This window comes from Plantibacter sp. LMC-P-059a (assembly GCF_030209505.1).
Lineage (GTDB): Bacteria > Actinomycetota > Actinomycetes > Actinomycetales > Microbacteriaceae > Plantibacter.
In genome coordinates this window covers 12008-26423 of the sequence record NZ_JARVRZ010000011.1, presented here as the reverse complement: position 1 = coordinate 26423, position 14416 = coordinate 12008, and the positions used below count along the sequence as shown (strand labels likewise).

Sequence of the window (14416 nt, the reverse complement as noted above, 5' to 3'; positions counted from 1 at the left end):
TCGCTAGGCTCGGCACATGACGCCCAGTGATGCAGCATCCGACCCGCAGATCGCCGCACTCCAGGCAGCCGCCGAGCAGGCCCAGGCCGAACTCGAAGCCGCCCAGGCGCAGGCGGCGCTCGCCGCGGCGAAGGTGAAGGCCGCCGAGGCGGCAGCGGCGCTCGCCGGAGCCGGGATCACGGCGACGGGCGGGGTACCGGGCACTGCTCCGGCCAGCGCTCCGGGCGAGGCGCCCACCACCGTCGTCCCGTCGGAGCCGGTCGCGGCGACTGCTGAACCGCTCGCTACCGATGCGCTCCCCGCCGATGCGCTCCCCGCCGATGCGCTCACCATCGACACGATCGGCCCGGGCCCCCTCGGTCTCGACGACGTGGTGCGGATCCGCGACGGCTACGTCGTGCACGGCCCCGCGCTCGAGATGGGTGCGCTGGTCAACGGTGATCCGCTTCCGGGCGTGCAGGTCCGCATCCCCCTCAGCGTCATGAACCGGCACGGCCTCGTCGCGGGCGCCACCGGCACCGGCAAGACCCGCACCCTCCAGGGGCTCGTCGAGCAGCTCTCCGCGGCGGGCGTCCCGGTGTTCGCCGCCGACATCAAGGGTGACCTCTCCGGCATCGCGACACCGGGGGAGTCGAGCCCCAAGCTCCTCGACCGCACCCGCGGCATCGGCCAGGACTGGACCCCGGCCGCCACGCCCACGGAGTACTTCGCGCTCGGCGGGGTGGGCAAGGGCGTCCCCATCCGGGCGACCATCGCCGCCTTCGGCCCGCTGCTGCTGAGCAAGGTCCTCGGGTTGAACGCCACCCAGGAGTCGAGCCTCGGTCTCGTCTTCCACTACGCCGACCAGGCCGGCCTCCCGCTCCTCGACCTCAGCGACCTGCGCGCCGTCCTCACCTACCTCGGGAGCGACGACGGCAAGAGCGAGCTGAAGGACCTCGGTGGGCTGTCGGGTGCGACCGTCGGGGTGATCCTGCGCGAACTCATCACGTTCGCCGACCAGGGCGCGGACGTCTTCTTCGGCGAACCGGAGATCGACACCGCGGACTTCATCCGTCTCGACCCGAGCGGTCGGGGCATCGTCAGCCTCCTGGAGGTGCCCGGGGTCCAGGACCAGCCGGCGCTGTACTCCACGTTCCTCATGTGGTTGCTCGCCGACCTCTTCAACACCCTGCCCGAGGTGGGCGACCCCGAGAAACCGAAGCTCGTGTTCTTCTTCGACGAGGCGCACCTGCTGTTCCGCGACGCGTCGAAGGACTTCCTCGCGCAGATCACGCAGACGGTGCGGCTCATCCGCTCGAAGGGCGTCGGGATCTTCTTCGTCACGCAGACGCCGAAGGACGTCCCGGGGGAGGTGCTCGCGCAGCTCGGTTCGCGGGTGCAGCACGCCCTCCGCGCCTTCACGCCGGACGACGCGAAGGCCCTGAAGGCGACGGTGTCGACCTACCCGACGTCGGGGTACGACCTCGGCGAAGTGCTCACCTCCCTGGGTACGGGTGAGGCGGTCGTGACGGTGATGAACGAGAAGGGTGCGCCGTCGCCGGTCGCCTGGACGAGACTGCGCGCGCCGGAGGGACTCATGTCGCCGACACCTGACGCCGCGATCGACGCGACCATCGCCGCGTCACCGCTGCTCGCGAGGTACGGGACCCCCGTCGACCGGGAGTCGGCGCGGGAGATCCTGACCGCGAAGCTCGAGGAGGCGAACCAGGCCGCACTCGCCGCGGAGGCCGAACTCGAACGTCAGCGCATCGCCGCGGAGCTCGCGAAACAGCAGGCCGCTGCGGACAAGGCGCAGGCCGCCGCCCAGCGCAAGGCGGACGCTGAGTACGAGCGCTTGCTCCGCAAGACCGCCGGGACGACGAGGCGGACGTCCACGAGGTCGACGTCGAGTTCGTCGAAGAGCCCGCTCGAGGAGATCCTCGGGTCGAAGGCGACGCGCTCGATCCTCACGGGCGTGGTCGAGGGGATCTTCGGGACGCGCCGCCGCCGCTGAGTCGATGAGCCCCTGAGTCGCGGGGCTCAGCGTCCGGTGCGGAGGGCGCGCTCCGCGAGGAGACCCACGGCGATGCTGTCGCGGGAGTCCTCGACTAACCCGTCCCCCAGTGACCACACGGCGGACAGCGCGGACCGGGCGACCGACCACTCGAGGATCGTGGTCCGGCCGATCCCGAGCGAGCGACCCAGCAGCTCCGCCCGCTGCTCGAGCAGCCGGGGGTCCTGCGCCGTCGCCCGGTCCGGATTCGCGAGCATCGCCGTCGCGTCGAACGCACGATGACCGACGATGCCCTTCGGGTCGATCGCCCGCCAGTCCCCGGGGGCGAACTCGAGCACGTTCTCGTGGTGCAGGTCGCCGTGGAGGACCACCGTGTCGGCGGGCGTCGTGTCGTCGAGGAGGCGACGCGCGAGGATCCGCCCGCGACCGAGGAACGCGGCGCTCGCCGGGTCGTCGGTCAGTGCGCCGAGCGCCGCAGCATCGGTGAGCAGCAGCGCGCGGAACCACTCGTCGAGCGAGGGGAGCTCGGCGAGGACGTCGCCCGTGTCGTGAGCCGTGGTCGCAGCGGGTGCGGGAGCCGCGAGGGCCCCGTGCAGGACGCCGAGCACTGAGCCGAGCACCCCGATCGCCCCGAGGTCGTTACCCGCCCGGGTCAACGAGGTGAGGTCGCGTCCGCCCACCGCTGGTTCGAGGACGACCGAATGCTCGTCGCCGACGAACACCGCCGCGCACCCGACGCCACGCCAGGCAGCGAGGAGCCGCCCACCGAGCGCCTCCTCGTGGACGAGGGGGACCTTGAGCATCGCCGGTCGGCCACGGTGCGTCACCGGGAGCAGGCGGCTCGACGGCGTGACGATCAGCTCGCCGTCGCGGACGAGGTCCCACTGCTCGACGGCTGCGTCGACCGTCCCCGCTCGCCACTTCATGGGAGCCAGCCTAGACAGCCGGGCCTGCATCCCTGCCGCGCGGAATGCTGGACCGCACCTCGGCTGCTCCGTTGGACGACGGGCCTCCGGGCGGACGCCGCCCTTCGACAAGCTCAGGGACCGGGGTTTCTGAGACCAGGGGCCGCGGGCCGGGGAGCAGAGGCCGGGGTCTGGCGAGGGGGCCGGGGTCTAGGCTGGCGCGGTGACCGAGATCCGCGCCTACCGCCCCACCGACCGTTCCGCCGTCGCGACGATCTGCACCCGGACTGGCGACTCCGGGGCGGACGCGACCGGGCACTTCAGCACGGACGAGCTGCTGCCGGACGTCTACGCGCTGCCCTACGTCGACCACGAGCCGGAGCTGGCACTCCTCGTCGATGCGGGCGCCGGCCCGATCGGCTACATCCTCGGCACGGCAGACACCGCCGCCTTCGACCGCTGGTTCGTCGAACGCTGGTGGCCGACGGTCGTCGGGAAGTACGAGGCGGCCGCGTCCTCCGGTGCCGCCTCCGAGCAGGAGCGTGGGATCGTCCGGTCGGCCACAGAACGGATCGGCCTGGCACCCGAGCTCCTCGCGCAGTACCCGGCGCATCTGCACATCGACCTCCTCCCGGAGACGCAGGGCATGGGGCTCGGGAGGCGACTCATCGACGCGTTCTGCGGGCTGCTCGCCGAACGCGGCGTGCCAGGGGTCCACCTCGGCGTCGGTGTCTCGAACACGGGCGCACAGCGGTTCTACGAGCGGACGGGCTTCACCCGCGTCGACGGTGACCCTGGCGCGGTCTGGTACGCGAAAGCGCTCTGACTCCGGGCGCTCCGCGGGTACCGACTACAGCAGTTCGGCGCGCGCCCACCGCAGGCGCTCGAGGGGCGTGAGGAGACCGGGGTGGTCCTCCCGCAGGTCGTCGAGTGACACCGGCTGCCGAGGCCGCTCCACCGGACCCTCGTAGGCGGCGACGACGGCCGTGATGCTGTCGTTGCTCCAGCGGCTGCTGCGCATGCGGAGCAGGGGTCGGTTCTCCGTGTCGCAGACGAAGAACTGTGAACTCGTCCGCTGGCCGCGTCCGCCGAATTCGAACAGCAGGCTGCGGCCGATGGCCTGACGAGGGACGAACCGTTGGCGTCCGAGGACGGGCTGCTCGATGAAGCCGTCGTGGCACACGACGATGCGTCGGCGACGCGAGAGGGTCGCGAGGATCAGCAGGGCGATCAGGCCGACGATGCCGAGCGTGACCACCCAGGTGTGCTCCATGCTCGGGGCGGGGCCGACGAGCCAGAGCGAGACGCCCCAGACGGGCAGGATCACGATGGCGGCGCTCAGGACGGTGTTGAACAGGATGCGCGGGTGCGGCCGGACCGTCACCGGTTCATCCCCCCGTTGCATCACGCGCACCTCTTTCCCCGCCGACCATCGTGGCGTGCTTTCAGTGGTGCGACAATCCGCCATCTGGGGGACAAGTAGGACGAATGTCCTACTCCGGCGGTCTCGGGGGAACCAGCCCCATGCATCGACGGCCGTCACTTGACTTCTCCGCTTTGCGATGTGCAATATATTGCATGCCCGCTCCCGCAACCGCCCAGCCGCACCGCCGAGCCCTCCTCAGGGACGACGTCTACCGCTCCCTGCGGAACGCCATCGTCGACGGCACGTTCACGCCCGGCGAGAAGCTCGTCGACACGGAACTCGAGCGCTGGCTCGGCGTGAGCCGGACGCCCATCCGGGAGGCGGTCCTCCGGCTGGCTCGCAGCGGGCTCGTGATCGCGAAACCGGGTCGGTCCACCGTGGTCGCCCCACTCGACACGAGGGCGACGCTGCAGGCACAGGCCGTCGCTGCGGCCATGCACGAACTCGCCGTCCGCGAGGCGGTGCCGCACCTGACCGACGCCGACCTCGACCGCATGCGCGCGGCCAACCGCGACTTCGAGGCAGCCCTGCAGCGGGACGACACCGATGCCGCGCTCGAGGCCGACGATGCGTTCCACGCCGTCGCGGTCGACGTCGCCGGCAACCCGTTCGTCCGCGACGCGCTCGAAGCCGTCACGCCCCTGCTGCGCCGGGTCGAACGCCTCCGGTTCTCCTCGGTCGCCGCCCGGGGGTCGATCGCGCAGCACGACGCGCTCGTCGATCGGTGCGCGGCGGGAGACGTCGACGCCGCCGCAGCACTCGTCCGGGGCAACTGGACGACGCTCGCCGACCTCGTCGTCGCCCACCTCGACGAGGACTGACGAGCGCGGTCCAAACGGACAGCCGCTTCCCCTGCGCCACCCGCCGAACCGTCACAGCCGCATCACCGCCACCAGCACACCCGCCGCACCACCGACCTCCAGGAGCACCATGTCCCTCAGCGACTTCGCCCGCTACCCGCTCACCTTCGGACCGAGCCCCGTCCACGAACTCAACCGGCTGACCGCCCACCTCGGTGGCGCGACGATCTGGGCCAAACGCGAGGACGTCAACAGCGGTCTCGCCTACGGCGGCAACAAGACCCGCAAGCTGGAGTACCTCATCCCGGAGGCCATCGCCCAGGGGGCCGACACCCTCGTCTCGATCGGCGGGTACCAGTCGAACCACACGCGGCAGGTCGCGGCGGTCGCGGCGAAGCTCGGCATGCGGGCCGTGCTCGTCCAGGAGAACTGGGTGGACTGGCCCGACTCGGTCAACGACCGCGTCGGCAACATCATGCTGTCGCGCATCATGGGTGCCGAGGTGCGTCTCGACCCCGCCGGCTTCGGCATCGGCTTCAAGTCGAGCTGGGAGCGCGCCCTCGACGACGTGCGCGACCGCGGCGGCGTCCCGTACGCGATCCCGGCGGGTGCCTCCGACCACCGGCTCGGCGGGCTCGGGTTCGCGAACTGGGCCGCCGAGGTCGAGCAGCAGGAGCGCGAGCTGGGCGTGTTCTTCGACACCATCGTGGTCTGCAGCGTCACCGGCTCGACGCACGCGGGCATGATCGCCGGGTTCGCCGGCCAGGATCGACCCCGCCGGGTCATCGGGATCGACGCCTCCGCCAAGATCCAGGAGACCCGCGACCAGGTGGCGCGCATCGCCCGCAACACGGCGTCGCTCATCGGGCTCGACCGCGATCTGCGGGACGAGGAGATCACCGTGCTCGAGGGTTGGGCCGGCGACCTCTACGGGATCCCGGTGGAATCGACGATGGAGGCGATCCGGCTGACCGGACGACTCGAGGGCGTCATCATCGACCCGGTCTACGAGGGGAAGTCGATGGCAGGGCTCATCGACCTCGTGACGAGCGGTGACATTCCGGCGTCGAGCAACGTGCTCTACGCGCACCTCGGTGGGCAGCCGGCGATCAACGCGTACAGCGCCCTCTTCCGCGACTGATCCCGCCGGCTCCTCGCACGGCGTGCGTCGGAGTGCGTCGTGGTCGGTTGCCAGCGCGGTGCGCTGACGCGAGTGGCACGGAATCGGCGCGGGCGCGGGCCAGGCGCGTGAGCGCGCCCTTCCGGAGACCCGCGCTCACCGCTGTGACCCGCGCTCGCGTCAGCGCATCGCGCTGGTCGGATGACCCTGACTCGCGCTCGTGCCGGTGACCCGCGCTCGCGTCAGCGGACCGCGCTGGCCGCATTAGCAGGGTCGATCACCTCGGTCCACCCGGTCGGGTCTGCGCGAGCGGGTGCGAGACTGGGAGCTCCACGACGCGAGGAGGTCGCATGCGCGCACCGATGGAACCCCGACACCAGAACCGGATCGCATGATCCGTCTGCAGTCGACCGCCTGGCCGACCAGCGGCATCACGCTCGACCTCCCGGCCCTCGACGCTGCGGCGGCGGGCTCGATCACCGATCTCGCATCGCGGCTCGCGTTCACCCGACAGGCGGTCGAGCTCGTCGGTCCGCTCGAACAGCACACCGCGGGGCGCGTCTTCGCGGGTCTCGCCGCGATCGCCGCCGTCGACGTCACCCTCGCGCGCGTCGTCGAACCGCACCTCGACGCGCTCGCCATCCTGCGCCAGGCGGAGCTCGAGCCCTCGCCCGACACCACGTGGGGGGTCTTCGCGGCCGAAGCACCCGGCGTCCGGCTCGACGCCGTCCGTGTCGACGCCGGCTGGGTCCTCAGCGGGACGAAGCCGTGGTGCTCGCTCGCCTCGAGCCTCAGCGACGCCCTCGTCACCGCCCACACCGGGCCGAACGTGCGGCGCCTCTTCGCCGTCGCGCTGTCCGCACCCGGGGTCACCACCGACGACAGCGCGTGGCTCGCCCGCGGAATGCCGCTCGTCCCCAGCGCCCCCGTCGGTTTCGACGTCGTTCCCGCAGCACCCGTCGGCGACGACGGCTGGTACCTCCGGCGACCCGGCTTCTCCTGGGGTGGCATCGGCGTCGCGGCCTGCTGGTGGGGCGGCGCGAGCACCCTCGTCGAGCGGTTGCTCACTGCGGCACGCGCACGACCGGACGCCGAACTCCTCCTCCGCACCCTCGGGTCGGCCGCCATCGATCTCGCGATCGCGGAGCAGGCCATCGCTGACGCGGCCACGGCGATCGAAGGGGGCCAGGCCGACGGCGCTGCCGGTCCTCGTCTCGCGCAGCGCGTGCGGTCGACGGTCCGTGCCCGGGTCGACGCGATCCGCTCCGGCGTCCTCGGCGCGCTCGGGCCCGGTCCGCTCACCGCAGAACCCGCCTACCTCGAGCGCATGTCCGACCTCGAGCTGTACGTGCAGCAGGACCACGGCGATCGCGACCTCGCGCGCTACGGCCGCATGCTGGTAGAGGCCGACTGATGCCCGCCTTCGACCACCGAGACCCCGGCACCTCCGCAGCCGCCTGGGGCACGCGCCTGCACGAGCTCGACCTGCCCGTCTGGGACGGCTGGCGGCAGGCGACGGGCCTCGTCGTCCTCTCGCCCCATCCGGACGACGAGTCGCTCGGCGCCGGCGGGCTGATCGCCGCAGCGGCAGCCGCCGGGATCCCCGTCACCGTCCTCCTCGTCACGCTCGGTGAGGGCTCGCACCCCGATTCGCCGACGACCACCCCGGAGGAGCTCGCTCCCCGCCGTGAGGCCGAGTTCATCGAGGCCGTCACCAGACTCGGCGCCCGGGTCGCCCACGAGGTCCTGCGGGTCCCGGACGGCGGGCTCGACGCGGAACGCTCCGCCATCGCCGCGTCCCTGCGCTCGGCGGTCGACGCAGCCGGAACGCAGCCGCTCATCGTCGCCCCCTGGCGCGGCGACGGCCACCGCGACCACCGCATCGCCGGTGAGCTCGCCGCCGCGCTCGCGATCGAACGAGACCTCGCGCTCGTCGAGTTCCCGATCTGGCTCTGGCACTGGGCCGACACTGACGACGACACGCTGCCGTGGAACGAGGCGCGCATCGTGCCGCTCGACGCCGCGGCGCACGGGGCGAAGATCGCCGCGATGGACGCCTACCCGTCCCAGACGGAACCGCTGTCCGACGCCCCCGGCGACGAGGCCATCGTCGACCACCACCACCTGCAGCACTACGCGCGTCGCTTCGAGGTGCTCTTCCCGAACGAGCGGGCACTCGACCTCGCCGCGGAACCTGACGTGCTCAAAACGGCGGCGGTCGGGCAGGTTGACGGCTCGCGGTCGCAGGAGTCCTTCGAACACCACTACCGCGAGCACCCCGACGGCTGGGACTTCGGGTCCTGGTACGAGGCGCGGAAGCGTCAGGTGCTCCTCGCCGCGCTGCCGCGCCAGCGGTACCGCTCGGTGCTCGAACTCGGCTGCGCCACCGGGGTGCTCACCGCGAGGCTCGCGGAACGCAGTGACCAGGTGCTCGGTGTCGACATCGCCGAGGCGCCGTTGCAGCTCGCCCGACGACACGTCCCCACCGCCCGGTTCGAACGCCGGACCGTACCGGACGAGTGGCCGGACGGCGAGTTCGACCTCGTGGTGCTGTCCGAGGTCGGCTACTACCTGTCCGAGGCGGACCTCGACCGCGTCATCGACCGGATCCTCGGATCGCTCACCCCGGACGGCAGTATCGTGGCGTGCCACTGGCGTCATCCCGACGATCACGCGGCGACCTCGGCCGAGTTCGTCCACCGTCGGCTGCTCGAACGCTGGCCCGGCCGTCGTTCGGTCCAGCACGTCGAGGACGACTTCCTGCTCGACGTCCTCGTGCCGGCTGGTGAGGCGAGCGTCGCCTCGGTGGACGGTCTGACGTCCTGATGCTGCGACGGATCGACGTCGTCGTGCCGGCCCACGACGAGGAGGAGCTGATCGGCGCCTGCCTGGACGCGGTGCTCATCGCCCGCGCCGAGGTGCAGCGTCGTCGCCCCGGCCTGCAGGTGGGCCTCGTGGTCGTGCTCGACGACTGCCGTGACGACACCGCCCGGATCGTGATGGAGCGCCTCGCCGGTCTTGGCGTCGACGCCGGGTCCGGCAACGACGGCGGGCCGACCACGGCGGTGGTGGCTGTCGATGAGCGCAGCGTGGGCGCGGCCCGCCGCGCGGGTGTCGACACCGCGACTGAACTCGGCGAGGCCGGCCCGACGGAGCGGTGGATCGCGAACACGGACGCCGACTCTCGCGTCCCGGCGGACTGGTTGTCCGTCCACGCCGACGCCTTCGACGCCGGCGTGGACGTCCTGCTCGGTACAGTCCGTCCCGACTTCGGCGACTTCTCCGAGCGCGATGTGGAGCGGTGGCTGGAGACGCATCCTGCCGGGCATCTGCCGGGGAACGTCCACGGGGCGAACCTCGGTGTCCGGGCCGATCGGCTCGAGGCGATCGGTGGGTTCCGCGAGTTGGCCGAGCACGAGGACGTCGACGTCGTCGAGCGGGCGCGGGCGGCGGGATTCCGGGTCGTGCCGACGCTGGACGGCGCGGTCGAGACCTCGGGGCGTCGCCGTGGTCGCACGCCGGGTGGGTATGCGGCGTTCCTCGCCGAGACGTACCCGATCGTCTGAGCTCGCGGATCGTCTGAGGTCCCCGATCGTCTGGCCGGTGTGCTCGCCTGGCCGTCCTCGTCGCCTGCCTGTTCCGGCCATCTGACGCGCCGGCGCGCCTGACGCCACCTCACGGGGTCGTGGTCGTGCCCTCCGGGTCGACGATGACCTCGGTGACCTCGTCGAGGTCGAGCACCGGGTACCGGGAGACGGCGCCGATCTTCTCCTCGCTCGCGAGCACGTAGACCTCGGTGCTGCGCTCGGCGAGGGCGCGTTTCGTCGCGGCGTCGTCGAGTTCCCCGGTGGTGAGACCCTGCTCCGGGTGCACCCCGGTGACGCCGAGGAAGCACGCGTCGGCGCTCAGCCGTCGGATCGCCTCGGCTGCAAGGGCTCCATTGGCGACCATCGAGTGCCGTCCCAGTTCGCCGCCGATCATGATCACGCGTGCCGGCGAATGCTCGGCCACGGCGAGGGCGACGGCGGGGCTCGGGGTGATGACGGTGAGGGTCGGGTCGTCGGGGAGCAGGCGGGCGAGGGCGAGGGCCGTGGTGCCGGCGTCGATGATGATGGTGCTGCCCGGGCGGATGCGTGCAGCGGCGACCCGGGCGACGCGCTCCTTGCTGTCCGTCTCCAGGGAGAGCCGTTCCGCGAAGGGGCGGTCTGCCGCGGGCACCGGCAGTGCTCCGCCGTAGACGCGGATGCACTGACCGGCGTCGGCGAGGTCGCGGAGGTCGCGGCGGATCGAGTCCTCAGACACGCTCAGCGAGGCCGCGGCCTCCTTGGCCACGATCCGGCCCTCGCGCTCGAGGAGGTCGAGGAGGTGCGTTCGACGTTGTGCGCTCAGCATGCGTACTCCTTCACGATGTTGCACGTTTGTGCGTGGTTAACGCTACAGTGCTGGGCATGAACACACCACTCCTCATCCTCATCGCCGGCCCCTACCGTTCCGGAACCGGTGGCGACCCGGCCGCCATCGCCCGCAACCTTGAACGCCTCGAAGCCGCTGCCGCGCCGATCTACGCCCTCGGTCACGTGCCGATGATCGGCGAGTGGGTCGCTCTTCCGATCCTCCGCGGGATCGACGCCGGAACCGCGGCCGGCGATGGCGACGTCATGTACGAGACGGCGAGGCGCCTGCTGCAGCACTGTGACGCGGTGCTCCGGCTGCCGGGTGAGTCCTCCGGTGCCGACACCGACGTCGCGATCGCCCGCGAGCGTGGGATCCCCGTGTACACCGACCTCGCGCAGATCCCGGCGATCGAGGGCTGACGCCGCCGCCCGCGGAGTCGCGGCGGTCCGGCTAGGCTGACCCGCGTGCTCGACGATGTCCTGATCCGCCCCTACCGCGATGCCGATGCCCGAGCGACCCGAGAGGTCTTCGAACGCGCGGTGCGGGTGACCGCTGCCGCCCACTACGCGGCCGAGCAGCTCGCCGCATGGGTGCCCGACGACCCGGCCGGCGCCGTGCTCGACGACTGGGCCGCGCGACGTGCCGCAGTGACGACGTGGGTCGCCGTCATCGACGACGCGGTGGTCGGATTCACCGACCTTGACCTCGAGACCGGCTACCTCGACATGCTGTTCGTCGATCCGGACGCCGGACGACGCGGTGTCGGTTCCGCACTCATCCGTCAGGTGCTCGACGAAGCCCGGGCGGTGGGGCTCCGGGAGGTGACCGTGCAGGCGAGTCGGACCGCGCAGCCGGTGTTCGAGCGTCACGGCTTCGTCGTGGTCCGCGAGCAGCGGGTCGAGCGTCGCGGGGTGCTCATCGAGAACGCGGTGATGCGGATCCCCCTGGACGCCCCGGTGCGGTGATGCTCCCGGGACGGCCCGTGCTCCCGGGGGGGGTGTCGCCACCGCGGTGCGCCGACCCGAGCGCCCTGGTTCGGGCCCCAGCGCGGTGCGCTGACGTGAGGTCGGGGTTGTCGGCGTGAGCGCGGGTCATGCGCGTGGGCGCGGCCCTCTGGAGACCCGCGCCCACACGGGTGACCCGCGCTCGCGTCAGCGCACCGCGCTGGCAGCCCGTCAGGCGTCGGCGAGTTGCGCGTCGGCTCGTTCCGGGGAGCCGGCGGCGAGCCCTCGGTCGATGGCCGCCCGCGAGCCGAGCCACAGGAGCACGCCCACCAGGAAGACGATGACCTCCGTGACGGTCAGCGACCAGACGATGCCCCCGAGTCCGAACCACAGGTTGCCGAGCAGCACGATGGGGACGAACAACACCCCCTGGGTGACGGCCATGACCGTCGCAGCGAGTGCCCGCCCGGTCGCTTGGAAGAGCGAGGTGATGAGCCCGGTGAAGCCGTTGGCGATCATCGCGGTGAGCTGCGCGACGAGGATCGTGACGCCGAGCCCGAGGACGGCCGGATCGGCGATGAACGCGGAGACGATCGGCTCGCGCAGGACGAAGACGACGCCGGCGAAGAGCACCGAGATCCCGCCGACCGTGAGGGCAGAGGCTCGGAGGGCCGAACGCAGACGCGCACCGTCACCCTTGCCGAACGCGTAGGCGAGAAGGGGGAGCACACCGAACGTCACCCCCATGACGAGGAACTCCGGTACCTGGGCGATCCGGACCGCGACCCCCATGGCGGCGAGCGGCGCGTCTCCGTAGCCCGCGGCCAGCGTGTTCAGCACAAGCGCGGTGACGATGAGGAATCCCGACTGGAGCAGGGTGCTGACGCCGACGCTGAGGATCGGCTTGAGGATGGTCGACGACAGCGTGAACCAGCGCGGTGCCAGGCTCACGTACTCGCTGTTGCGCTGCAACCACGCGACGAAGTAGACGAGGACACCGAGGTTGGCGAGGCCCATCGCGAGTGCCGCACCGGCGACACCCCAGCCGAACCCGAGGATGAAGACGAGGTCGAGGACGAGGTTGGCGACGGCGGAGGCGATGAGCGCGATCATCACCTGACGGGCAGCACCCTCGGCTCGGACGAGCTGTTCCAGACAGAATGCGGTCGCCATGACGGGGACGAACGCGAGCATGACGCCGATGAACGCGGAGGTCGCCGGCGCGGTGACGGCATCCGCCCCGAGCAGCGACACGAGTGGGCCGAGGAAGACGAGGCCGATCCCGCCCAGGACGGCACCGGTGAGGAAGGCTCCCCAGACGGCGAAGGTGGCGGCGCGTTTGATGTCACCGGCCTGCGCGGGGTCGCGTTCCGAGGCGCCGAGGAGCCTCGAGATGAGCGCGCCGCCGCCGACGCCGAACAGGTCGCCGATGGCCATGATCAGTCCGAGGATCGGCGCTCCGAGCGTGATCGCGGCGAGCAGGGTGGTGTCGTGGAGCGAACCGACGACGCCGGCGTTGATGAGGTTGTAGACGGCGCTGACGACGAGAGCGGCCGCCATCGGGACGCACAGGTGGACGAGCGCTCGGATGATCGGGGCGGTCGAGAGGTACCAGCGGTTGCTCCCGACCGTGTCCGCAGCGGACGAGGCGAGGGTCGGGGTGTGGTCGGGTGACGCGCCGGGCTCGACGGTGGCGGCGGTCGGGGAAGCGGTGTTGTCGGCGACGGACGCGTCGGCTTCGTGATGGGCGTGGTGTTCGGGGTGCATGGGAGGCTCCGTTTCGGGCAGGTTCCGGGCGCGACGATGAGCGCCGGCGAGGCGAGGGGTGAGTTGCGAGGAGGGTGACGGTCGGGGGCTGGGCGGACGAGCTCAGCGGGCGTCCGGGCGCGACGGACAGCGCCGTCGTGGCGATGGTGAGCGTGATGGCGGTGGCCATCGCCGTCGGCGGTGGGTGACGCGCGTGGCGATTGGTCTCGCCGGGCGGTCAGGGAGCTCGGGTTCCCCGAGCGGTGGTCAGCGGGTCGGCTGCGGCAGGTTCGCCGTGAGCTTCGTGAGCAGAGCGTGGAGGGTGTCGCGTTCGCTCTGGTCCAGCGGGGTGAGGATGGTGTCGTCGGCGTCGGCCATCGCGGTTTCGAACCCGTCGATGAGGTCGGCGCCGAGCTGCGTGGCGAAGACGCGTTTGGTGCGCGCGTTCCCGTCCTCCGCACGGCGTTCGACGAGGTCCCGGCGCTCGAGCCCCTGCAGGAGGCTCGAGACACTGGCGGCGCTCGTCCGGCTCACCTCGGCGATGTCGCGTTGGATCGAGCCTGGATGTTGGACGAGGTACCCGAGGACGAAGGCCTGTTCGTGACTGAGTTCGCGGGCGCGGATCCAGTCCTCGCCGGCCTTGCGCTGTGCCCACCCGATCCAACGGACCATCTGCAGGGTGCTGGTGAAGGCGGGTGTCTCGTCGTCCATGGTTAGAACACTAACGCTTCGATCTCTAACCGTCAACCTATGAACGATCTGTTCTTGCCAGCGCGGTGCTCTGACGCGAAAACCGACAGTTCGGCCCGGGCGCGGGTCGGAGCCGCGGGCGCACCCCTCCGGAGACCCGCGCTCACGCGTACGACCCGCGTTCACGTCAGCGCACCGCGCTGGGAGAGGGGGCGGACCCGAAGACACAAACCCCGGAAACACAGAACGCCCCACGAATCCGTGGGGCGTTCTGTGTATTGCTGGCGGAGAATGGGGGATTCGAACCCCCGAGGGCGTTAACCCAACACGCTTTCCAAGCGTGCGCCATAGGCCACTAGGCGAATTCTCCTCGGCTGTTTGTGAAAAACGGCCAGAT

General features: G+C 71.4%; 14 protein-coding genes and 1 tRNA gene. 9 read left to right on the top strand and 6 right to left on the bottom strand.

Going from position 1 to position 14416, the window contains the following annotated elements; all coding sequences use genetic code 11:
- Positions 1-16: 16 nt before the first annotated feature.
- On the top strand, positions 17-1993 hold the full coding sequence (locus QRN27_RS18195; protein ID WP_285043462.1) for a helicase HerA-like domain-containing protein: 1977 nt from the start codon (positions 17-19) through the stop codon (positions 1991-1993).
- 26 nt (positions 1994-2019) lie between these two features.
- On the opposite strand, the gene QRN27_RS18190 is transcribed toward QRN27_RS18195, so the two are convergent.
- The gene (locus tag QRN27_RS18190) at positions 2020-2919 is read right to left on the bottom strand and encodes an aminoglycoside phosphotransferase family protein (protein WP_285043460.1); all 900 of its coding nucleotides are present in this window, start codon (positions 2917-2919) and stop codon (positions 2020-2022) included.
- Between the two features lie 202 nt (positions 2920-3121).
- Here QRN27_RS18190 and QRN27_RS18185 point away from each other — a divergent pair, with 202 nt between their 5' ends.
- Positions 3122-3724, top strand: a complete 603-nt coding sequence (locus tag QRN27_RS18185; protein WP_285043459.1) for a GNAT family N-acetyltransferase — start codon at positions 3122-3124, stop codon at positions 3722-3724.
- A gap of 24 nt (positions 3725-3748) precedes the next feature.
- On the opposite strand, the gene QRN27_RS18180 is transcribed toward QRN27_RS18185, so the two are convergent.
- Positions 3749-4303, bottom strand: coding sequence for a hypothetical protein (locus QRN27_RS18180; RefSeq protein ID WP_285043458.1), 555 nt, complete (start codon positions 4301-4303; stop codon positions 3749-3751).
- A gap of 173 nt (positions 4304-4476) precedes the next feature.
- Between QRN27_RS18180 and QRN27_RS18175 the strand changes: the two genes are divergently transcribed.
- The 5 genes from QRN27_RS18175 (at position 4477) to QRN27_RS18155 (ending at position 9810) form a co-directional block, all read left to right on the top strand.
- Positions 4477-5145 carry a GntR family transcriptional regulator gene (locus tag QRN27_RS18175; protein ID WP_285043456.1) on the top strand — a complete coding sequence of 223 codons (669 nt, stop codon included), beginning with the start codon at positions 4477-4479 and terminating at the stop codon, positions 5143-5145.
- A 109-nt stretch (positions 5146-5254) separates the two neighbouring features.
- The gene (locus QRN27_RS18170; RefSeq protein WP_285043454.1) at positions 5255-6265 is read left to right on the top strand and encodes a 1-aminocyclopropane-1-carboxylate deaminase; all 1011 of its coding nucleotides are present in this window, start codon (positions 5255-5257) and stop codon (positions 6263-6265) included.
- Positions 6266-6635: 370 nt separating this feature from the next.
- Positions 6636-7658: an acyl-CoA dehydrogenase family protein gene (locus QRN27_RS18165; protein ID WP_285043453.1), complete on the top strand. Its 1023-nt coding sequence runs from the start codon at positions 6636-6638 to the stop codon at positions 7656-7658.
- A complete protein-coding gene (locus QRN27_RS18160; protein WP_285043452.1) occupies positions 7658-9070 on the top strand; it encodes a bifunctional PIG-L family deacetylase/class I SAM-dependent methyltransferase in 1413 nt (470 codons plus the stop codon). The genes QRN27_RS18165 and QRN27_RS18160 overlap by 1 nt, the downstream gene beginning before the upstream one ends.
- The gene (locus QRN27_RS18155; RefSeq protein ID WP_285043451.1) at positions 9070-9810 is read left to right on the top strand and encodes a glycosyltransferase family 2 protein; all 741 of its coding nucleotides are present in this window, start codon (positions 9070-9072) and stop codon (positions 9808-9810) included. Before QRN27_RS18160 ends, QRN27_RS18155 begins: the two co-directional genes overlap by 1 nt.
- 109 nt (positions 9811-9919) lie before the next feature.
- Here QRN27_RS18155 and QRN27_RS18150 read toward each other — a convergent pair whose 3' ends face one another.
- Positions 9920-10636, bottom strand: a complete 717-nt coding sequence (locus QRN27_RS18150; RefSeq protein ID WP_285043450.1) for a DeoR/GlpR family DNA-binding transcription regulator — start codon at positions 10634-10636, stop codon at positions 9920-9922.
- A 56-nt stretch (positions 10637-10692) separates the two neighbouring features.
- Between QRN27_RS18150 and QRN27_RS18145 the strand changes: the two genes are divergently transcribed.
- Together QRN27_RS18145 and QRN27_RS18140 are read left to right on the top strand one after the other, a co-directional pair.
- Positions 10693-11058, top strand: a complete 366-nt coding sequence (locus QRN27_RS18145) for a DUF4406 domain-containing protein (RefSeq protein WP_285043449.1) — start codon at positions 10693-10695, stop codon at positions 11056-11058.
- Positions 11059-11103: 45 nt separating this feature from the next.
- Positions 11104-11604: a GNAT family N-acetyltransferase gene (locus QRN27_RS18140; RefSeq protein WP_285043448.1), complete on the top strand. Its 501-nt coding sequence runs from the start codon at positions 11104-11106 to the stop codon at positions 11602-11604.
- Between the two features lie 210 nt (positions 11605-11814).
- On the opposite strand, the gene QRN27_RS18135 is transcribed toward QRN27_RS18140, so the two are convergent.
- The 3 genes from QRN27_RS18135 to QRN27_RS18125 form a co-directional block, all read right to left on the bottom strand.
- The gene (locus QRN27_RS18135) at positions 11815-13350 is read right to left on the bottom strand and encodes an MATE family efflux transporter (protein WP_285043447.1); all 1536 of its coding nucleotides are present in this window, start codon (positions 13348-13350) and stop codon (positions 11815-11817) included.
- Positions 13351-13596: 246 nt separating this feature from the next.
- Positions 13597-14040: a MarR family winged helix-turn-helix transcriptional regulator gene (locus tag QRN27_RS18130; RefSeq protein WP_285043446.1), complete on the bottom strand. Its 444-nt coding sequence runs from the start codon at positions 14038-14040 to the stop codon at positions 13597-13599.
- 261 nt (positions 14041-14301) lie between these two features.
- Positions 14302-14389 (bottom strand) — tRNA-Ser (locus QRN27_RS18125).
- Positions 14390-14416: the final 27 nt, after the last annotated feature.

Bases quoted from the DNA above. Each gene is read 5' to 3' on its own strand.
- QRN27_RS18195 (WP_285043462.1), top strand. From the start codon at position 17: ATGACGCCCAGTGATGCAGCATCCGACCCGCAGATCGCCGCACTCCAG.
- QRN27_RS18190 (WP_285043460.1), bottom strand. From the start codon at position 2,919: ATGAAGTGGCGAGCGGGGACGGTCGACGCAGCCGTCGAGCAGTGGGAC.
- QRN27_RS18180 (WP_285043458.1), bottom strand. From the start codon at position 4,303: ATGCAACGGGGGGATGAACCGGTGACGGTCCGGCCGCACCCGCGCATC.
- QRN27_RS18175 (WP_285043456.1), top strand. From the start codon at position 4,477: ATGCCCGCTCCCGCAACCGCCCAGCCGCACCGCCGAGCCCTCCTCAGG.
- QRN27_RS18170 (WP_285043454.1), top strand. From the start codon at position 5,255: ATGTCCCTCAGCGACTTCGCCCGCTACCCGCTCACCTTCGGACCGAGC.
- QRN27_RS18165 (WP_285043453.1), top strand. From the start codon at position 6,636: ATGATCCGTCTGCAGTCGACCGCCTGGCCGACCAGCGGCATCACGCTC.
- QRN27_RS18160 (WP_285043452.1), top strand. From the start codon at position 7,658: ATGCCCGCCTTCGACCACCGAGACCCCGGCACCTCCGCAGCCGCCTGG.
- QRN27_RS18155 (WP_285043451.1), top strand. From the start codon at position 9,070: ATGCTGCGACGGATCGACGTCGTCGTGCCGGCCCACGACGAGGAGGAG.
- QRN27_RS18150 (WP_285043450.1), bottom strand. From the start codon at position 10,636: ATGCTGAGCGCACAACGTCGAACGCACCTCCTCGACCTCCTCGAGCGC.
- QRN27_RS18145 (WP_285043449.1), top strand. From the start codon at position 10,693: ATGAACACACCACTCCTCATCCTCATCGCCGGCCCCTACCGTTCCGGA.
- QRN27_RS18135 (WP_285043447.1), bottom strand. From the start codon at position 13,350: ATGCACCCCGAACACCACGCCCATCACGAAGCCGACGCGTCCGTCGCC.
- QRN27_RS18130 (WP_285043446.1), bottom strand. From the start codon at position 14,040: ATGGACGACGAGACACCCGCCTTCACCAGCACCCTGCAGATGGTCCGT.